The organism is Litorilinea aerophila (assembly GCF_006569185.2).
GTDB classification, from domain to species: Bacteria; Chloroflexota; Anaerolineae; order Caldilineales; family Caldilineaceae; genus Litorilinea; species Litorilinea aerophila.
This window is the reverse complement of record NZ_VIGC02000016.1, coordinates 17,903-36,964: the sequence shown is the minus strand read 5'-3', so window position 1 is coordinate 36,964 and position 19,062 is coordinate 17,903. Positions and strand designations below refer to the sequence as shown.

Annotated in this window: 14 protein-coding genes; 6 read left to right on the top strand and 8 right to left on the bottom strand. The window is 65.2% G+C overall.

Annotated features, from left to right (window positions below):
* Nucleotides 1-13: 13 nt before the first annotated feature.
* Entirely contained in the window at nucleotides 14-679 is a 666-nt protein-coding gene (locus tag FKZ61_RS13370) for a helix-turn-helix transcriptional regulator (protein ID WP_170199679.1), read from the bottom strand.
* A gap of 319 nt (nucleotides 680-998) precedes the next feature.
* Nucleotides 999-2,210: an MFS transporter gene (locus FKZ61_RS13365; protein ID WP_141610625.1), complete on the bottom strand. Its 1,212-nt coding sequence runs from the start codon at nucleotides 2,208-2,210 to the stop codon at nucleotides 999-1,001.
* Between the two features lie 397 nt (nucleotides 2,211-2,607).
* Between FKZ61_RS13365 and FKZ61_RS13360 the strand changes: the two genes are divergently transcribed.
* Nucleotides 2,608-3,372, top strand: a complete 765-nt coding sequence (locus FKZ61_RS13360) for a type III pantothenate kinase (RefSeq protein ID WP_141610624.1) — start codon at nucleotides 2,608-2,610, stop codon at nucleotides 3,370-3,372.
* Between the two features lie 29 nt (nucleotides 3,373-3,401).
* Nucleotides 3,402-4,637 carry a bifunctional phosphopantothenoylcysteine decarboxylase/phosphopantothenate--cysteine ligase CoaBC gene (gene coaBC / locus FKZ61_RS13355; protein ID WP_141610623.1) on the top strand — a complete coding sequence of 412 codons (1,236 nt, stop codon included), beginning with the start codon at nucleotides 3,402-3,404 and terminating at the stop codon, nucleotides 4,635-4,637.
* An 82-nt stretch (nucleotides 4,638-4,719) separates the two neighbouring features.
* On the opposite strand, the gene FKZ61_RS13350 is transcribed toward coaBC, so the two are convergent.
* Nucleotides 4,720-6,429, bottom strand: a complete 1,710-nt coding sequence (locus tag FKZ61_RS13350) for an elongator complex protein 3 (protein WP_229964249.1) — start codon at nucleotides 6,427-6,429, stop codon at nucleotides 4,720-4,722.
* 211 nt (nucleotides 6,430-6,640) lie between these two features.
* Between FKZ61_RS13350 and FKZ61_RS13345 the strand changes: the two genes are divergently transcribed.
* Genes FKZ61_RS13345 through FKZ61_RS13330 form a run of 4 tightly spaced genes read left to right on the top strand, consistent with a single transcriptional unit; the run spans nucleotide 6,641 to nucleotide 10,765 of the window.
* On the top strand, nucleotides 6,641-7,453 hold the full coding sequence (locus FKZ61_RS13345) for a class I SAM-dependent methyltransferase (RefSeq protein WP_170199677.1): 813 nt from the start codon (nucleotides 6,641-6,643) through the stop codon (nucleotides 7,451-7,453).
* A complete protein-coding gene (galK, locus tag FKZ61_RS13340) occupies nucleotides 7,454-8,650 on the top strand; it encodes a galactokinase (protein WP_141610620.1) in 1,197 nt (398 codons plus the stop codon).
* A gap of 13 nt (nucleotides 8,651-8,663) precedes the next feature.
* Nucleotides 8,664-9,881, top strand: coding sequence for an alanyl-tRNA editing protein (locus FKZ61_RS13335; RefSeq protein WP_170199675.1), 1,218 nt, complete (start codon nucleotides 8,664-8,666; stop codon nucleotides 9,879-9,881).
* Complete coding sequence (locus FKZ61_RS13330; RefSeq protein WP_141610618.1) at nucleotides 9,878-10,765, top strand: pseudouridine-5'-phosphate glycosidase; 888 nt, start codon at nucleotides 9,878-9,880, stop codon at nucleotides 10,763-10,765. The genes FKZ61_RS13335 and FKZ61_RS13330 overlap by 4 nt, the downstream gene beginning before the upstream one ends.
* 294 nt (nucleotides 10,766-11,059) lie before the next feature.
* Here the strand turns inward: FKZ61_RS13330 and ftsH are convergent, their stop codons facing one another.
* From ftsH to FKZ61_RS13305, 5 genes are all read right to left on the bottom strand, one after another.
* Nucleotides 11,060-12,982 carry an ATP-dependent zinc metalloprotease FtsH gene (ftsH, locus tag FKZ61_RS13325; RefSeq protein WP_211358554.1) on the bottom strand — a complete coding sequence of 641 codons (1,923 nt, stop codon included), beginning with the start codon at nucleotides 12,980-12,982 and terminating at the stop codon, nucleotides 11,060-11,062.
* A 470-nt stretch (nucleotides 12,983-13,452) separates the two neighbouring features.
* Nucleotides 13,453-14,637: a hypothetical protein gene (locus tag FKZ61_RS13320; RefSeq protein ID WP_141610617.1), complete on the bottom strand. Its 1,185-nt coding sequence runs from the start codon at nucleotides 14,635-14,637 to the stop codon at nucleotides 13,453-13,455.
* 219 nt (nucleotides 14,638-14,856) lie between these two features.
* The gene (gene asd / locus FKZ61_RS13315; RefSeq protein WP_141610699.1) at nucleotides 14,857-15,954 is read right to left on the bottom strand and encodes an aspartate-semialdehyde dehydrogenase; all 1,098 of its coding nucleotides are present in this window, start codon (nucleotides 15,952-15,954) and stop codon (nucleotides 14,857-14,859) included.
* 82 nt (nucleotides 15,955-16,036) lie between these two features.
* The gene (locus tag FKZ61_RS13310) at nucleotides 16,037-17,167 is read right to left on the bottom strand and encodes a homoserine dehydrogenase (RefSeq protein WP_170199673.1); all 1,131 of its coding nucleotides are present in this window, start codon (nucleotides 17,165-17,167) and stop codon (nucleotides 16,037-16,039) included.
* Between the two features lie 203 nt (nucleotides 17,168-17,370).
* Nucleotides 17,371-18,855 (bottom strand): aspartate kinase, encoded by a 1,485-nt coding sequence (locus FKZ61_RS13305; RefSeq protein ID WP_141610615.1) that lies wholly within the window; start codon nucleotides 18,853-18,855, stop codon nucleotides 17,371-17,373.
* Nucleotides 18,856-19,062 lie beyond the last annotated feature (207 nt).

Below are 19,062 nucleotides of genomic sequence, written 5' to 3'. Positions count from 1 at the left end.
GAAGCGAACGGACTCAGCTTTCCTCCTGCCCGGCTGGCTCAACCCGGGGCGAGATGATGAAGGAACAGCCGGTGTGTCCGTCCATCATGCAGGTGCTGAGGTTGACGTTGGAGCCCAAGACCTGGCGCATCATATCTTTGTCCATGTCGCAGATGTCCCGATGCTCCTGGGCCAACTCGTGGTATGGGCAGTTGTAGGTCTTTAAGATGAAGGTATCGTCGTCGCCCGCCACCACGTCCGTCAGGACGCCATTCCGGTAGAGTGCGGCGGCCAGTTCTTCGACCCGCTGCTGCAGCGCGGTGGAGCGCACCGTGTCCGCATAGCGTTGGGCCAGGCGGCTGCCAACCCGCCCCAGCAACAGCTGGGTTCGCTCCGGGCCCTCCAGCGCGAAGACTTCCTCCAACAACGTCAGGGCCAGATCGTCACAATGACAGGCAAAGAGTTCATGGGCCTTTTCTGTGATGGTGTAGACGTGATGGGGCCGTCCCACGCCCGAGTGGACCCGGCTGCGGGCCACGTAGCCCTCTGCCAGCAGACTGCTGAGATGCTGCCGAACAGCGGTGGTGGTCACCCCCAACAGATCTTCCAACTCTTTGATGGTGGCCGATCCCTTGCGCTGCAGGTATTCGATGATCGTCCAGGTCGGGCTTTCACGGTCTCGAATGGCTCCCACAGTCATGGTGTCCTCTCTGGTGCCGGGCTGGCCGGCTCCCTGCTTGCTGGCGCCTCTTTCCCCGATGCCCTCCATCCCACAGTTCGAGCTGGTTTTGCCCACTCGGGCTTCAACATTCCAGTCGACTGGGGACCGCGCCGTCATAAGCCTGGTGAAACGCTCCGAGGGACTTTGCCGGGCGCTACGAACGCGGGTCGGGCCACGGCGCATCCAGCCTTGACTCGGATACGCCGTTGGGGGTCCCTGGTCAAGCAGAATAACACGCCCTCGCCACTTTTGTCAAATTTATATGTCTAAATTATTAAAACCGGTGCGGAGCAATCGATCAATCGGCTGCCGCGGGGGTGGCCGGCCGGGCCGGGGCGGGGGCGGCTCGGGTGGAGGGCAGCACCAGGGCGCACAGCCCCGCCCCCATGGGCACCAGGGCCAGCCAGTTCAACACCGTACCCAGGCCCACCAGGTCCGCAAACCAGCTGGCCAGCCAGGCGGTGGCCGCGCCGCTGGCAAACATGAAGCCCAGGACGGCCCCGCCGATCATGCCCTTGCGGGCAGGCAGCAGGCGCTGGGCCATGATCAGGAGGATGCTGTGGGGAATGTTGAGGGCAGCGCCGGCCACCGCGGCCATGATGAAAAAGCCCCACCCCTCCAGATGGAGCAGCCCGTAGGAAAAGGGAACGCTGGCCACCATGGAGAGGAAGATGACCTGCCGGCGGTTGAAGCGATCTCCCAGGTAGCCTCCCAGGAAGGTGCCCATGGCGCCTGCGAAGCTGAAGACGCCCACCATGGTGCCGTAGAGGGCCGGCGCGTACCCCAGGTCGTCGAAATATTTCGGCAACAGGGTCACGTAGCTCTGGAGGGTGGTGGAGCGCAGGGCGATGAGCAGGATGAAGGCCGTGACGATCAGGGTGTTGCTGGCGGCTCGCCCCGATGCTACCCGGCTGGTCGCCGGGGTGGAAGGGGGCCGGGCCGGAGCGGGCGGGGTTCGCTCCTCGGCAATGGGCTGGCGCAGGTTGACCGCCATGAGGAGCACCACCGGCGCCATGATGAGGGCCAGATAGGGCAGGCCGGCCACCCCCAGGGTCTGCAGGACGATACCGGCCAGGATGGGGCCCACTGCCAGGCCTGTCTGCCCCAGGACGAAGAAGATGGAGGTGGCCGTGGTGGGGTAGCGGCCGCCCGACGCAGCCGCGTTGACGATGCCTACTGGATGAAAAGCCCCGCTGCCCAGGGCGCCGATGGTCAGGCAGAGGACCAGGGCCGGGTAAGAGGGCATGAGGGGCGCCAGCGCATAGAAGGTCATGGTCCACAGCAGCCCGATGGCCCCCAGATAGCGGCCCCGCAGCCGGTCGGCCACCATGCCGAAGAGGGGCTGGGTCAGGGAGGCGGCAAAAGTGTAGATCATGGCCCCCAGACCAATCTGGCTGACGCTGAGGTCGAAGATGCCCGCCACCGCGGTCAGGATCATGGCGATGGACGAGTTCAGGATATCGATGGCAAAGTGCCCCAGGGATATGGCGGTAAGCCGTTTGACATCCATGGGTCGTTTCCCCTCCACGGCATGGATCAGGCCAGAAAATAATACTTTCAATCTTATCACAGGTTCCTGGCCGCCTCTGAATCAAACCGCCGGTGAATCATGGACTCCATTGTGGAGCCCCCGATTTCACAGATGAACACAGATTTTTCGCCCCCTGTTCCCGTGGGGGCGGGCCGCCGTGCCCGCCTGCTGTCACCCATCGCGAAAGGGCACCGGTTTGCGGTAGGGGCGGATGGGTGCCGCCCGATGATGCCTCATCCCGGCGGGTGAAGGGAGGGCGAGGAAAGCCACGATGGGGAATGGGCAGATTGTGGGGAACGAGAATTCCGGGTAAACTGGCGGTGATTCGCTGCATGCCCCCGATGCCCACTCCAGCCATCCCAAAGGGAGAGCCACCATGTTACTTTGCATTGATATCGGCAATACCAATATCATGCTCGGCGTCTACGAGGACGAAGCCCTGGGACCCCACTGGCGCCTGGCCACCGATCACGAGCGCATGCCCGACGAATACGCCATGCAACTCCTGAGCCTGCTCTCCTACGCCGGCGTCCGTCCGGAGGCCATCCAGGGCGTGGCCATTGCTTCCGGCGTGCCCGTCCTCACCAGCCGCTGGCGGGAGGTCTGCCAGCGCTACCTGAACTGCGAGCCCCTCATTGTGGGCGCCCGCATGGAGACAGGCCTGACCATCCTCTACGACAACCCGGACGCGGTGGGGGCGGACCGGGTGGTGGATGCCGCGGCCGCCTACCACCGCTACGGCGGTCCTCTCTGCATCGTGGACTTCGGCACGGCCACCACCTTCGAGGCCATCACCGCGGCCGGCGAGTACCTGGGCGGCGCCATCGCCCCCGGCATCGGCATCGCGGCCGATGCCCTGGCCCAGCGCGCGGCCAAGCTGCCCAAAGTGGACATCGTCCGCCCGCCCTCGGTCATCGGCCGCAACACCGTCCACTCCATGCAGTCCGGCCTGCTCTTCGGTTACGTGGGCCTGGTGGAAGGCATGGTGGCCCGTTTCAAGGCGGAACTGGGCCCACAGACCAAGGTCATTGCCACAGGCGGGCTGGCCCCCTTGATTGCCAGCGAAACCGAAGTCATCGACATCATCGCGCCCTGGCTCACCCTGGACGGTCTCTATCTCATCTACAACCTGAACAAGTAACCATCTTCCGCCCAACCTGGGGAGTTCCCATGACCATCCCACTGTTCCATCACAAGCGGCTCCTTCTAGGCGTCACCGGCAGCATCGCCTCGTACAAGGCGGCCGATCTGGCCAGCAAGCTCCACCAGGCTGGCGCCCAGGTGGACGTGATCCTGACCCAGGCTGCCACCCGCTTCATCACCCCCCTTACCTTCCAGTCGGTTACCGGCCGTAGGGCCTACACCGACGAGGATCTCTGGGGGCGAGAGGGGCATGTGCTCCACGTGGGGCTGGCCCACGAGGCCCATCTGCTGGTCATCGCGCCGGCCACGGCCAACACCCTGGCCAGGCTTGCCCACGGCCAGGCCGACAACCTCCTCACCCTGGCTGCCCTGGCCGCCACCTGCCCCCTGCTTCTGGCACCGGCCATGGACGGCGGCATGGCCAGCCACCCGGCCACCCTGGCCAATCTCCAGACGTTGCAACAGCGGGGCGCAGTCATCGTGGGGCCGGAAGAAGGACGCCTGGCATCCGGCCTGGTGGCCCGGGGGCGGATGAGCGAGCCGGCCACCATCCTGGGCGAGATTCGCTACCTGCTCTCCCGGGGCGGCCCCCTGCAGGGGCGCAAGGTGGTGGTCACGGCCGGGGGAACCCGGGAACCCCTGGACCCTGTGCGGTATCTGACCAATCGCTCTTCCGGCAAGCAGGGGTACGCAGTGGCCCAGGCGGCCCTGGACCGGGGCGCAGATGTGGTGCTGATCACTACGGTGGACGGCCTGCCCTGGCCCAGCGGCGCCCGGCGGGTGGCCGTGGCCACAGCCCAAGAAATGCTGGAAGCAGTTCTGGCGGAGTGTCAGAACGCGGATGTTCTGATCATGGCTGCGGCAGTAGCCGACTTTCGACCGGCCACCGCCGCAGGGCAAAAGATCAAAAAGGAAGGCGGTGCACCCACCCTGACGCTGGCTGCCAATCCAGACATCCTGCTCGAGGTGGCCCGGCAACGCCAACGCCTGGGGCACCCCCAGGTGGTGGTGGGTTTTGCCGCGGAGACGGAGAACCTGCTGCAGAATGCCCAGGCCAAACTGGCGCGCAAGAGCCTCACCCTCATGGTGGCCAACGATGTGAGCGCAACAGACGCGGGCTTCGCCGTGGACACCAACCGGGTCACCCTCATCAGCGCCGGCGGCGCTTTTGAAACCCTGCCCCTCATGAGCAAAGTGGAGGTGGCCGAAAAGATCGTGGACCGGATCGTGGAGATACTCGCCGGGACGGAAGAAGAAGCTTGATCGTTGTGGGTGTCAGGAAACCCAGGGCTTGCCGTGGTGCGTGGGCATCTCTCAGGGGCCACGCACCACGCCTCTCACACCCTCACAGCCCCGCGTGCATGTACAGTTCGCCGGGCTCGAAGCCCCGTTCCGCATAGTAGGCCTGGGTGCCGGTGGCGGCGATGACGCTGATGCGCTTGAAACCGGCCTGGCGGCTGATCTCCCTGGCGGCTTCCAGCAGCCGTGTCCCCAGACCCCGATGTTGGGCCTGGCCCATGCTCTCCTTGCCGATGGAGAGGGCCGGGCCGTAGACGTGCACCTCCCGAATCATGGCCGAATCCCGGATTTCGTCAATGAACGCGCGGCTGCCCACTCCAGGCTCCCGGGGCAGGCTCAGGCGCAGGAAACCGGCGATCAGGCCCGGGTGGGCGCTGTCCGCCCGGGTCACAAAGTGCAGGAAGTGCTCCCGGGTCAGGTCCGTGTCGTAGCTGTAGACCTGGAGCTCCAGCTCCTCTTCGGACACCGTGTGCTGCTTGACCTCCCGGCAGCGGATGCAGCCGCAGCGCTGGCCCCGGCGGCGCAGCTCCTGGTGGACCACTTCCCGCAGGTTGCTAAGTTTGACGCCCGCCTGGATATGGTGGGCGGGGATGTCCCGGAAGAGGCGGTTGATGCGGGTGTAGGGCGGGATGGTGGGCTTGATGTCCGCCAGCAGATCCACCAGTTCGTCCAGGCTGTAGGGCCGATAGTCGCCGGCCAGCCAGCGCTCGTAGAGCTCGGTGCCGGCGATGAGGGAGCAGGGGTAGATCTTGAGCTCGTCCGGGCGGATGGCCGGGTCGTCGAAGAAGCGGGCAAAATCGGCCCGGTCCTTCTCCGGCGTGGCGCCGTACAGGTTGGGCATCCAGTGCAGGTGCAGCTTGAAGCCTGCCGTCCGCAGCAGGCCCAGGGCGTGGCGGACACTGGCCACGTCGTGGCCCCGCTTGTTGAGGGCCAGGATCTCGTCGTCCAGGCTCTGCACGCCGATCTGGACCTTGGTGACGCCCAGTTTGCGCAGGTGGCGGATCTCGTCCGGCGTGATCCAGTCCGGGCGGGTTTCGATGACCAGGCCCACGTTGCGGTGCGCGGCATGGACGTTGCGGCGCTGGGCTTCTTCCAGGGTAGCTGCGTCCTGGTAGTCGGGATCCCCCGCCGCGTTCATGGCGTCGAAGCAGCGCCGCACGAACCACTCCCGATAGTCCCGGCTGTAGGCGCTCCAGGTGCCCCCCAGGATGAGGAGCTCCACCTTGGCGGCGTCGTGGCCGATGCTCTCGAAGGCGCGGATGCGCCCCAGGGTCTGTTTGTAGGGGTCGAAGCCGTCCCGTTCTGCCCGCTGGCAGCCCGGCTCGTCGTAGATGTAGCTTTTGGGCATGCGCCAGTCGTCCGGGCAGAAGATGCACTTTCCCGGGCAGCCGGCCGGCGCGGTCAGCACCGTGACCGGCGCCACGCCGCTCTGGGTGCGCATGGGCTTCATGCGGATCCGCTGCATCAGGACCGGGTCAGGATCCAGATCGCCCTCCGCGACCAGGTGCCGGTAGCCGGCGATGAGGTCCGGCTTGGAGTAAAATCCTTTGCCGTCCTTGGGAAAGCGGGATAAAATAGGGCGCAGACTGGTCCGACTGTCCCATTCGGCCTCGGGCACTTTCAGGATTTCCTGGAAGATGGCGTAGAGCTCGGCGCTGTGGGCAGCCGGGTCAAAATTGGCCCGGCGCTGTTGCCACTCGCGGCTCTTTTCCAGCACATCGACTGGAATTTCATCAGGACTCAATACACGTTTCATGGCATTGTTGCTCATCTGCGGAGTGGGCATTCTCAGATGCGGCTCCGTTCCGCCTGTCCTGGCATCTGAGGGTGTCGACTCCGCGCCGAAATCGTGAACGGCTGAAACAGGGATCTTACCCCTGCAGATTATATCATACGCTATCGCGCATGTGGTCAGGGGGACGGCCATCTCCCATTGAAAACGGCCATTGAAAACGATGAAGCACCAGATGGAGGAAGCGATTCAAGAACAGTTATTGTCGTTGAATCGTAGCTTTTACATCACCGTCGCCGCCCATTTCGACCAGACTCGACAGGGCTGGACGCCGGGCCTGGCGCGCCTGTTGCAGTGGGTCCCCCCTGTCCCGGCCGATCGACCGCTGCGGGTGGCGGACGTCGGCTGTGGTAACGGCCGACTGGCCGCCCTGCTGGACACCCTGGGCCAGCCGGTGGAATACACCGGTGTGGATGGCAACGCCACCCTGCTGGCCCGGGCCCAGGATCGGGCCGCCTCCCTGCGCCACACCCGGCTGCACCTGATCCAGGCGGACATTGCCCGGCCCGACTGGACGGCGTCCCTGGCTTCCTCGCCCGGCTTCGATCTGGTCTGCTGCCTGGCGACCCTGCAGCACATGCCCGGCTACAACCTCCGCCAGCGGGTGATGAGGGATCTGGCCCGGCTGACAGCGCCGACGGGCCGCCTGGTGGTCTCCAGCTGGCAATTTCTGGCCAGTGACCGGCTGGTCGCCCGCCAGCTGGCCTGGGAGCAAGTGGGCCTCACCGCGGCGGATGTGGAGACCGGTGACGCGCTGCTCCCCTGGCGACAAGGGGCGCTGGCCGTTCGCTATGTCCATCAGATCGATGCTGCTGAAATGGAATGCCTGGCTCAGGACGCGGGCCTGGTCATGGTCGATCACTTTCGTTCTGACGGCAAAGAAGGAAACCTGAATCTCTACGCGTTGTTGGTCCACAGAAACGCCGGGCATGGGGGACCAGCCAACACGCCCCACACAGGAACGCAATCATCAGCGGAAAGGCCCTAGATGACCACCTCTTTGGATTCGCGCAATCAATCCCTGATCGAAGAATTCGAGCGCCGCTTTGGCGGCCGGCCGGCCCTCATCGCCGTGGGGCCCGGCCGTGTCAACCTGATCGGCGAACACACGGACTACAACGACGGCTTCGTCCTGCCCGTGGCCATCAAGCGGGACGTGCGGCTGGTGGCCCGTCCCCGGGAAGATCGCCATGTTCGCCTCTTTTCCCTGGAGTACGACGCCTGGTACGAATTCCACCTGGACGCGCTGGCCTACAACGACGACGTGTTGTGGGCCAACTACGTCCAGGGCGTGGCCTGGGCCCTGCAGGAACGGGGCATTCCCCTGACCGGCATGGATGCGCTGATCAGCGGCAACGTCCCCCGGGCCAGCGGCCTGAGCAGTTCGGCCGCGCTGGAGGTGGCCACAGCCCGGGCCTTCCTGGCGGTGGCCGGCCAGGAGGGCGCCCTGACCGGTCCGCAGCTGGCCCAGGCCGCCCAGCGTGCGGAAAACCAGTTCGTCGGGGTCAACTGTGGCATCATGGATCAGTTCATCAGCGTCCTGGGGCAGGAGGGCCATGCCCTGCTCATCGATTGCCGCAGCCTGGACTATCGCCTCATTCCTTTTCCCGCCGAAGCGTCCCTGGTCATCGGGAACACCAAGGCCAGCCGTTCCCTGGCCGGCAGCGCCTACAACGAGCGGCGCCGTCAGTGCGAAGAAGGGGTGGCCCTGTTACGCCAGCGACTGCCCGCCATCCAGGCCCTGCGAGATGTGACCGGCGAACAATTGGAAGCCAACCGGGATCTCTTGCCGCCCCTGGTCTACCGGCGCTGTCGACATGTGGTCCACGAAAACGAGCGGGTGCTTCAGACGGTGGCCGCGCTGGAACAGGGACGGCTGGACGAGGTGGGGCGGCTGATGAACGCCAGCCACGCCAGCCTGCGGGACGACTACGAGGTCAGCAGCCCTGCACTGGACGCCATGGTGGAGGCCATGGTCAGCGTGCCTGGCTGCTACGGCGCCCGCCTGACAGGGGCAGGCTTCGGCGGCTGCGCGGTGGCCCTGGTGCGCCCAGGCCAGGAACAGGCCGTGGCCGACGCCATTTTTGACCGCTACCCCAAAGCCACCAACATTTGGCCGGAAGTGTACACCAGCCCGCCCGCTGCCGGCGCCCACGTGATCTCCTTGGGGAATGGAAGCGCATGACCGAGCCGGCACCATGACCATTCGCCTGTACTACGAGAACGCCTACCAGACCGAATTCGACGCGACCCTGGTGGCCACTACCACCCTCCATGGCCGACCGGCCGCGCTGCTGGATCGCACCGGTTTCTACCCCACCTCCGGCGGCCAACCCCACGACACCGGCCGCCTGGCTGACCGACAGGTGGTGGATGTGGTGGCGGGGGACGATGGGACCATCTACCACCTGCTGGATGCGCCCCTGACCGGGCGTGCGGCGGGGGAGCTCCTCCACGGCGTCATCGACTGGCCCCGCCGCTACGATCACATGCAACAGCACTCCGGCCAGCATCTCATCAGCCAGGTCTTCTATCGCCACTTCGGCTACGAGACCGTCTCTGTGCACTTTGGCGCCGAAGAGTCCACCCTGGACCTGGACGTGGAGACGCTCTCGTCAGCGCAACTGGAGGAAGCGGAAGGAGCGGCCAATGACCTGGTCTATGAAAATCGGCCCATCACCGCCTACTTTGTCGACGAGACAGAACTGGACCGTGTGCCATTGCGCCGGCCGCCCGCAGTTCGTGGCGCGATCCGCATCGTGGAAATTGCGGACTTCGACTATTCGGCCTGCGGCGGCACCCACTGTCGGACCACGGCTGAAATCGGTCCCATCAAGTTCCTGCGCACAGAACGTCGGCGGGGACAGACGCGGCTTACCTTCCTCTGTGGCCGCCGGGCCTATGGCCACTACGCGACCACCCACCGACTGCTGACTGAAGCCGCGGCCCTCTTCAGCACCGAACCCGCCCAGGTGCCCCCATTGATTGCCCGTAACCTGGACCAGGTGAAGGCGCTCCAGGCCCAGGTGGCCCACCTGACGGAAGCGCTCCTGCGCCACACCGCGGCAGACCTGCGGGCCCGGGCCGTTCCCCTCGGCCCCTGGCGGCTGGTCACCCACATCGTCTCCGACCAGGAGATCGCCGCCGTCAAGACCCTGGCCGGCCTGCTGCAGGAGGAATCTTCCACCGTGGCCCTGCTGGGCTGCATCCAGGAGGAGAAGGCGAGCCTGATCGTGGCTCGTTCGGCGGATATGCCCCTGGACGCCGGCGCGCTGCTGCGACAGGCGTTGCGCCCTTTCGGCGGTGGTGGCGGTGGTCGACCCGATTTCGCCCAGGGCGGCGGCGTCCGCGCTTCTGAGCTGCCCGCCGTCCTGGAGGCGGCCCGACAGGCCATCGAAAGGCAGATGCAAGCATGAGCCAGCCAACACAGCCCCTGGTGGCGCTGGAGTCCACCGTCATTTCCCACGGTCTGCCCTATCCCCAGAACCTGGAGCTGGCCCGCTCCATGGAGGCCACCATCCGGGAGCATGGGGCCATCCCCCGCACGGTCGGCATCATCGGTGGGCAGCTCGTCGCCGGGCTGGACGACAGCCAGATCGTCCACCTGGCCACCGCCCCCCATGTCCGCAAGGTCAGCCGCCGGGATCTGCCCGTGGTGGTGGCGCGGGGTGAGGATGGGGCCACCACCGTGGCGGCCACCATGTGGATCGCCCATCGGTTTGGCATCCAGGTCTTTGCCACCGGCGGCATCGGCGGGGTGCACCGGGGCGGCCCCTTCGACGTCAGCGCCGATCTCCAGGAGCTGGCCCAGACGCCGGTGATCGTGGTCTGTGCCGGCGCCAAGGCCATCCTGGACCTGCCGGCCACCCTGGAGTACCTGGAAACCCACGGGGTGACGGTGGTCGGTCTCGGCACCGATGTCTTCCCCGCGTTTTACAGCCGGGACAGCGGCCTTCCGGTGGATATCCGTTGCGATTCCGCGGATGAAGTGGCCAGGCTCTGGCGGGCCAAGCAAGCCCTGGGCCTGCCGGGTGGCCTGCTGGTAGCGGTGCCGGTGCCGGAGGCCCATGAAATTCCCGCCGCGGAGATCGAGCCGGCCATCCAGCAGGCCGTGGCCGAGGCCGAAGCCCGCCAGCTGCGCTCGGCCGAGGTCACGCCGTTTCTGTTGTCTCGCCTGGCCGAGTTGACCGGCGAGCGCAGCGTGCAGACCAACATCGCCCTGCTCCAAAACAACGCCAGGGCCGCGGCTGAAATTGCCGTTGCCCTGGCGTCGTCCACACCCTCGTCCAGTCTGGCGTAAATATCACGCCCGCAATGGGGCCGGGTGCGTTCCGAATTCTGGGGAAACAGGGGGCGTCCGGGGTGCCTGGCAAGGCGGGTAGGGGCGGTTTCCATACCGCACGCAGGCGGTCCCGTATGGAAATGGGTATGGAAACGGGGCCGCCTGCGGCTTTAGGACCGCTGTGGAATCAGGCCCGGAGGATCGGGTGGGCGCGGCTAGCAGAGCTCCTGACCTTTTCCAAAAAGCTGGGACAAATCGGAGAAAAAAAATGGGGGCGGGTTCTGAACCCGCCCCGACAACTCCTCGTGGCCGTCAGCTCTGGGAGGGCTGGGCCTTGCCGATGAGGGCCAGGAACTCCTTGCGTTCCAGCACTTCTTTTTCCAGCAACGTTTCGGCCAGCAGAACCAGCTTGTCTTTGTTGCTGGTGAGGATATCCCGGGCCCGGATGTAGGCGGCATCCACGATGCGCCGTACTTCCTGGTCGATGCGGCGGGCCACCTCTTCGCTGTAGGGGCGTTGTTCGCCGATCTCCAGGCCCATGAAGGGGTTGCTATCGCCCCGCTGAAGCTGGAGGGGGCCAATGGCGTCGCTCATCCCGTAGCGGGTCACCATGGCCTTGGCCAGCTTGGTCACCCGTTCCAGGTCGTTGGTGGCGCCGGTGGAGGGCTCGGCGAAGATGAGCTCTTCCGCCACCCGTCCGCCCAGCAGGCCGGTCAGCTCGTCTTCGTACTCGGCCCGGCTTTTCAGCGTCCGGTCTTCGGCCGGCAGGGGCATGACGTAACCCAGGGCCTGCCCCCGGCTGACGATGGTGATTTTACTGACCCGGTCCGCGTGTTCCAGGTGTTCCATGACGATGGCGTGGCCTGCCTCGTGGTAGGCCACAACCTTGCGATCCTCGGGCGTGAGGACCCGGCTGCGGCGGGCGGGGCCGGCCATCACCCGTTCGATGGACTCCACCAGTTCATCCATGCCGATGGAGCGCTTGTTGCGGCGGGCAGCCAGGATGGCCGCCTCGTTGACCAGGTTCTCCAGGTCGGCACCCACCATGCCGGGCGTCTGGGCCGCGATCACGTCCAGGTCCACGTCGGGCGCCAGGGGTTTGCCCCGGGTGTGGACTTCCAGAATGGCTTTGCGGCCCCGGCGGTCTGGGCGATCCACCACCACCTTGCGGTCGAAGCGGCCGGGCCGCAGCAGGGCCGGGTCCAGGATATCGGGCCGGTTGGTGGCAGCGATGATGACGATGTTGGTTTCGCTGTCGAAGCCGTCCATCTCCACCAGGATCTGGTTGAGGGTCTGCTCCCGCTCGTCGTTGCCGCCGCCCAGGCCGGCGCCCCGGTGGCGACCCACCGCGTCGATCTCGTCGATGAAGATGATGCAGGGCGAGTTTTTCTTGGCCTGCTCGAAGAGGTCCCGCACCCGGCTGGCGCCCACGCCCACGAACATCTCCACGAACTCGGAGCCGGAGCTGCTGAAGAAGGGCACGCCGGCTTCGCCGGCCACCGCCTTGGCCAGCAGGGTCTTGCCCGTGCCGGGCGCGCCCACCATGAGCACGCCCTTGGGGATGCGTGCGCCCAGGGCAGCAAACTTCTGGGGTTCCTTGAGGAACTCCACCACTTCCTGGAGCTCCTGCTTGGCCTCGTCGGAGCCGGCCACGTCGGCGAAGGTCACCGACGGGCGATCGGCGTTGTCCAGCTTGCGCGCCCGGCTGCGGCCGAATTGCATGGCCCGGTTCTGGCCGCCGCCCCCGGCCTGGCGCATGATGAAGAGGAAGAAGCCGAAGATCAGGATCATGGGCAGGAGCATGATCAGCCAGTTGAAGATGGCCGCGTTGTTGGGCGCGCTCTCCACGTCGATGGGCAGCTCCTGAAGCTGCTCTTCGGTCACGCCCAGGGTCTTCAATGTCTCCAGCAGGCTTTGATCCGTCTCCTTGCGGCTGCGCAGGGGGGTGCCGTCCCGCAACACCACCGTGACCAGGTCGCCCTGCACTTCGATGCGGTTCACGTCGCCGTTCTGCACGTGCTGGGCCACCTCGTTGAGGCCGATCATGTTGGAGGTGTCCGTGGGGCGGCCCAGGAAGAAGCGGGAGCCGAAGAGGATCAAGACGGCCAGGACGAGCCAGAACCAGCTCCGGCTCAGGAAGCTGCCATTGCCCGGCCCTTTGGGATCTTGTCCGCCGCTGTTGCCTGTCCGGTTATTTCGCTTGTCTCGTGGCGGCGTTTTCTTTTCTGGCGCCATGGGTCCTTTCCAAATCGAACCAAGTAGATTCGTCGCAATCCACAGAGTTTACAGATTTTCAGCCACAGATGATACAGAGTTTCTTCAAGTTCACCGTTGCGTGGTAGCTCTGCATGAATCTGCATGAAACCGTGGCCGGCCTTGGGCCGATGATTGAAATCATCGGCTGGCACACCCTAAGTGCGTTGAAACGCACTCCACAGGGCAGATGGTGCCCGGCTTGAATCTGTTTGTTGTCTGGGTCTGACTTTAGTGCACTCCTGCATCTATTTCCGTAACATGCGTTCCCCACTGGGGAACCAGGTCAAGAAAGCGGGCGCTCCAGCGCCCGCTTCCGTTTCTCTCTGGGGAGGTGCCTCGCTGCCAGGGGACCGCCGGGATCCGTGGCCGAGACCCGATGGCCGGTTCCCGGGTGAGGATGACCCTTGTCCCAGCCCCGGGCAGCCTCCTGCCAGGGGCGCCACGCCTGTTCAACTCAGGCTGTCCAACACCGACTGGATGGAGGTGCCCACCCGGTGGGTCTGGGCCTTGTGGACGGGCGGCAGCTCTGCCGAGTCGTGCCGATCCGGCATGGATGCTTCGTCCGGCTTGTCGCTGAGGCAAAGGAGCAGGCAGCCCCGTTCGGCCAGCCAGCTGGACAGTTCGCAAATCTCGTTGGTCAGGGTGATCTCCTGGCTCAGGAGCTGATCCACCGGGCTGTCATCGGACAGATGGCCCATGTGGTTGACGGTGCAGATGAACTCCTGCCGGCGGAAGCGCTTGAAGGGCGTGGGGTCGCCGTTGCGTACGCTGGCAATCACCGCTTCGTGGACCTGGCGCACGTTCTCGCCGCTGGAGGGGCGGATCATCATGCGGCTGTCCACCCAGCGGAGGAACTGCTCGAAGTTGTCCAGGCTGCCCTTTTGGATCTCTTCCATCATCTCGGTGTAGCCGATGAGCCCTGAGTTCAGCACCAGGCAGATGTAGGCCAAATAGTCCTGGTTGTCCTCCGTCAGGAAGTGGTAGCGGGAGCGGTTGAGCTCGCTGTACTGCCGTTCAAAGGCCTCCTGGTCGAAGTCCTCGCCCAGGACGGCATCCATGGTGCGATAGATGCCCTCCAGCCGGGCTTTGTTGATGACTGCGTCGTTGCGGCCTTTGGCGCCCAGGGCGGTCTTGTCGATGTCCACCACCATAACGGTGCGCTCGTCCAGGTGAAAGTTTCCTTCCTCCACCAGCCACCGCACCCAATCTCCCAGGGAGGCCCAGCGATTGGCCACGTAGATGCGCTCGTCCTCGTCGATGTCAACCACGGATTCTTCATCGGGCCGTTCCGCGCCGATGAAGCAACTGCCTTCCCACTGGCCCAGCCGCTTCATGTTGAGATAGGCCTGGCCGTCGTTGAGCCGGGTGTCCCCCACAAACAGGATCTCCCGGATTGCCGCGGAGACTTTGCGCAGCCGTTGGGCCTCTTCCACAAACCAGACGGCGGCTTTGGCGTATTCCCGGTCCAGTTTGCGGGGAATGCGGTCACTGGTCAGGTCCATCCTGTAGGCGGCCGAGCGCAGGCCGGGCAGTCGAGCATCCACCGGTTCCAGATTGCGGTAGATAACCAGGTCGCCAAAATAGTCATAGAGGCTGGCTCGCCCAAAGTTCCGCAATTCGGTCTCCCCTTCCATGGTCGGATGAATCCTCGTGGTTGACACCGTATTCACATTGTCCCCCTATTTCCAATCACTGAACGCTTGGCTCATCTACCCCTCACCCCCAGCCCCCTTTCCTGCGTTTTGTGGGCGTGAGGAGAGAAGAGTCATTTCCCTTCCCACGACGGGGAAGGGGGCTAATGGGATGCTGCCTGTGATGTCATCTCCTCCCCAACCTGATATGATGAAAATGCGTTATGCCACCTGGAGCGACTGGGCTAACGCCGCCCCTTCGGGCCCCAGGTAGCCCTGCGCGACGATAAGTTCGGCATTGAGCAGGCTGCCGCCGGCGGCTCCCCGGATGGTGTTGTGCCCCAGGACCAGAAACTTGGCGTGGAACAGGGGATCCGGGCGCAGCCGGCCCACCACAGTGGCCATGCCGGGCACGGTGCCAGCCAGGCGATCCAGGCGAGGCTGGGGGCGATCCTGGGCCGGGTTGTAGAGAATGGCCGGCTGGGGCGCGCTGGGCAGGCGTAACTGCTGGGCCAGCGGCCTGTAGGATTCCCACGCCTCCAGGATGGCCTCCATGGTCGGCGCCTCTTCGAATTCTACGCTGACGGCTTCCAAATGTCCATTCCGCACAGGAACCCGGTTGCAGTGGGCGCTGATGGTCAGCTCTGCCGGGCGAATGCGGTCACCTTCCAGGGTCCCCAGGAGCTTGTGGGGCTCCTTTTCCTCCATCTTCTCCTCTTCGCCGCCGATGTACGGGACGATGTTGTCCAGGATGTCCATGCTGCTCACGCCGGGGTAGCCGGCGCCGCTGATGGCCTGCATGGTGACGACAAAGACTTTCTTCACGCCAAAGCGCAGGTGCAGGGGATGGAGGGCGCTGACCAGGTGGGTGGTGCTGCAGTTGGGGTTGGTGACAATGAATCCACTCCACCCCCGGTTTCGGCGCTGGACTTCCAACAGGGCCAGATGCTCGGGGTTGACTTCGGGAATGAGGAGCGGGACATCCGGGTCGTAGCGGTGGTTGCGGGCGTTGCTGCAGACGCCGTAGCCCGCGGCGGCAAAGGCCTCCTCGATCTCCCCCGCCGTCTCCGAGGGCAGGGCGCTGAAGACCAACTGGCAGTCGATCCCAGGCGCACATTCTTGCAGGATCACATCCCGCAGGTGCGCTGGCATGTCTCCCCGCAGGTTCCAGCGGCAGGCTTCTCCATAGGGCTTGCCGGCGTTCCGCTCGGAAGCGCAAAGGGCCGTGATTTCGAACCAGGGATGCCCCTGCAGCATTTGCACAAACCGCTGCCCCACGGCTCCTGTGGCGCCCAGCACGCCCACCTTGATCTTCGGCACACTCATCGGTCTATCTCTCCGGTTCTCCGGTTCTCTGTTTTTCCGGTATCGTGTTGCATTTCCTTGGGGCCCGTCTGTCCTTTTAGCCTGTAAAGGCCAGTTCCACGATATCGCTCAGGACACCGGCCGCCGTCGCGTCCACACCAGCGCCTCGCCCCTGGATCACCAGTGGGTTGGGATGATACCAACGGGTGTGGAATTCAACCAAATTGTCGGTTCCCCGCAGCCTGCCCAGGGGGCTGTCGGCGGAGACCAGGGTCGGCCCCACCCGGCATTGTTGCCCTTCCACAGTGGCCGCGTAGCGCAGAACCTGCCCCTGGGCGGCGGCCTCGGCCACCTGGCGCTGGAATGTCTCATCCAGCTGGGGCAGGGCATCCAAAAATTCCTGGACCGACAGGCTATCCATCTCTGGCGGATAGAGCCCGGTGACCTGTACATCGGCCAGGTCTAGCCGCCAGCCCAGGCCCCGGGCCAGGATCAGCGCTTTGCGGGCCACATCGATGCCCCCCAGGTCATCCCGGGGATCCGGCTCGGTATAGCCCAGGCGATGGGCTTCCCGCACAATTTCGCTGAAGCGGCGGCCTTCCTGGAGGCCGGTCATCACGTAGCCCAGGGTGCCGCTGAAGGTGCCGGCAATCCGGCTGACCTCGTCGCCGCTGGCCACCAGGCGGTTGAGGGTGGCAATGACCGGCAGGCCCGCGCCCACGGTGGTTTCCCACCGGCTCATCCCCAGGTGATGGGTGAGGGGATGGGCGGGGCCACCTTCTTCGCCAGCAGTGGCACCGGCCGCGGCCAGCCGGTCGTACACCTCCTGGTCGACGGTCAGCGGTTTTTTGTTGGCCAGTACAATTTTGTAACCACGCTCCAGGGCGAGAAGGAGTGCGGGGACGGTGGCTTCGCTGGCCGTGCAATCTACCACCACGGTGCCGTCTCGGCCGGCGATGTCGACGATGCCGGCCGGGTCGCCTTGGGGGCCGCCCAGGGGGTGATTGGCCAGCCGCCCACCCTGGGCCTTGAAGTCCACAAGCTGGAGAAGCGCTTCGTCGTCGATGCCCGTTTCATCCACCACCGCGCCGTCCCGGTCGCAGAGGGCGACGATGGGCAGGGTCAGGCCGTAGCGCAGGGCATGCAGGCTTCGGTGTTCCACCATCTGGCGGACCAGCGCGCGCCCCACGCCTCCAACACCAAACAGAATGACATGTAGTACTCGCATGCAAGCCTCGAATCTATGGCCGGCTGCTCTGCCCGTCCGCTCCCTGTCCATTCAGGGGCCGGGCTCTCGGGAAAAAGGGGAGCACAAGACCAGGCCTGGCTCCCCCTTTATTCTATCAAATTTTATTATAAGACGGCCAATAACTCAACCATCGAAAAAATAGCGCTGGGACATCTCCGTCTGGCTGTCGGTTTGGCAGGGGGTCAGGGCGTCCCAGCAGCCATTTTCCCCAGCACTGGCGAGCGGTTGTAGCTGCGTTCGCCGGTGGGTTTATCCAGCTCGAAGATCTCGTGGATGGCGCTGACGGCCGCCGCAGTATCCCGGGCTTCCACCACCAGGCTCACATTGGCCTCGCTGGAGCCCTGGGCGATGGCGATGACGTTGATCTGCTCCCGGCCCACGGCGTTGAAGATGCCTGCTGCCAGGCCGGGCGTTCCCCGCATGCCACTGCCTACTACAGCCACGATGGCGATATCCGGGTGGTCGAAGATGCGGTCAATGTAGCGGCGTTCCAGTTCGGCCTTGAACTCTTCCTTCAGGGCTTCCACCACGGTGGCCGCGGCGGATTCGGGCACCACGAAACAGATGCTCTGCTCGCTGCTGCTCTGGCTGATCATGAGGACGTTGGCGCCCACCCGGGCCACGCTGTTGAAGGTCCGCGCCGCGATGCCCGGCACGCCGATCATGCCCCGACCGGCCACGGTGATGAGGTTCAGGCCGCGGATGGCGGTGATGGCTTTGACCGTGCCCAGGGTCTCGCTGTCGCTGCGTTCCAGGATGCGGGTGCCGGGGTGCTCGGGCTGGAAGGTGTTGAGCACCCGCAGCGGGATCTTCTGCTCCACCGCTGGCGTGACCGTCTTGGGGTGGAGTACCTTGGCGCCGTAGTAGGCCAGCTCCGCCACTTCTTCATAGCTGAGCTGGTTCAGGCTGCGCGCGTTGGGGACGATGCGAGGATCGGCCGTCATCACCCCGTTGACGTCAGTCCAGATCTGGATCTCGTCCACGCCCAGGGCCGCGCCGATGATGGCAGCGGAGTAGTCCGAGCCGCCCCGGCCCAGGGTGGTGGGGATGCCTTCCACCGTGGCGCCGATGAAGCCGGTGATCACCGGCACGATGCCGTGGTCCACCAGGGGCTGCAGGCGGCTGCGACAGCGCTGGGTGGTCAGCTCCATGAGGGGCGAGGCGCCGCCGTGGACGTTGTCGGTGACGATGAGCTCCCCCGCGTCCACGTATTCGGCCTTGAGGCCCCGGGCCCGGAGCACCGCAGCCAGCAGGGGGGCGCTGAGCCGTTCGCCCAGGCCGCTCACCACGTCCAGGCCCCGTTTGGTCAGCTCCCCCAGGACGGCAATGCTGCTGCAGAGCCGGTTGAACTCCTGGAGGCGCTGGTCGAAGAGGGCGCCCAGCCGGGCCCGCTCGGTGCCATCTTCGATGAGCTGGCCGGCGACGAACTGGTGTTTCACCCGCAGGCTGTCCTCCACCTCCCGGAAGTACTGCTCGTCTCCCTGCGCAGCCCGCCGGGCTGCCTCGATCAGGGCGTTGGTGACGCCGCTCATGGCGCTGGTGACCACCACCACGCCGGGGCGAGGCGTGCGGGCCTGCTCTTCGACCTGGGCGGCGACGATGTTGGCCACCTGGGCAAACGCCTCGACGCTGCCCACCGATGTGCCGCCAAACTTCATGACGATCATCGCGTCGACTCCTTCAGTGAGTGCTCTCGTACCGTTGCTTTCGTACCGTCATACCGATTGTCTTGTGAAGTGCCACGCATGACTTCCCTGCAAAGAGGGCATTTTTAAACGCAAAGGCACAAAGGCGCAAAGAAACGCAGGAGAGAATCACCCGAATCAGCGTTCATCTGCGTGGGTCAGCGTCCTCATTTGACCTTTGTGCATTAG

Coding starts and splice junctions, on each gene's coding strand:
- FKZ61_RS13370 (WP_170199679.1), bottom strand. CDS start 679: ATGACTGTGGGAGCCATTCGAGACCGTGAAAGCCCGACCTGGACGATC.
- FKZ61_RS13330 (WP_141610618.1), top strand. CDS start 9,878: ATGAGCCAGCCAACACAGCCCCTGGTGGCGCTGGAGTCCACCGTCATT.
- FKZ61_RS13335 (WP_170199675.1), top strand. CDS start 8,664: ATGACCATTCGCCTGTACTACGAGAACGCCTACCAGACCGAATTCGAC.
- ftsH (WP_211358554.1), bottom strand. CDS start 12,982: ATGGCGCCAGAAAAGAAAACGCCGCCACGAGACAAGCGAAATAACCGG.
- FKZ61_RS13350 (WP_229964249.1), bottom strand. CDS start 6,429: ATGAAACGTGTATTGAGTCCTGATGAAATTCCAGTCGATGTGCTGGAA.
- FKZ61_RS13305 (WP_141610615.1), bottom strand. CDS start 18,855: ATGATCGTCATGAAGTTTGGCGGCACATCGGTGGGCAGCGTCGAGGCG.
- coaBC (WP_141610623.1), top strand. CDS start 3,402: ATGACCATCCCACTGTTCCATCACAAGCGGCTCCTTCTAGGCGTCACC.
- FKZ61_RS13320 (WP_141610617.1), bottom strand. CDS start 14,637: ATGGAAGGGGAGACCGAATTGCGGAACTTTGGGCGAGCCAGCCTCTAT.
- FKZ61_RS13360 (WP_141610624.1), top strand. CDS start 2,608: ATGTTACTTTGCATTGATATCGGCAATACCAATATCATGCTCGGCGTC.
- FKZ61_RS13365 (WP_141610625.1), bottom strand. CDS start 2,210: ATGGATGTCAAACGGCTTACCGCCATATCCCTGGGGCACTTTGCCATC.
- FKZ61_RS13310 (WP_170199673.1), bottom strand. CDS start 17,167: ATGCGAGTACTACATGTCATTCTGTTTGGTGTTGGAGGCGTGGGGCGC.
- FKZ61_RS13345 (WP_170199677.1), top strand. CDS start 6,641: ATGGAGGAAGCGATTCAAGAACAGTTATTGTCGTTGAATCGTAGCTTT.
- galK (WP_141610620.1), top strand. CDS start 7,454: ATGACCACCTCTTTGGATTCGCGCAATCAATCCCTGATCGAAGAATTC.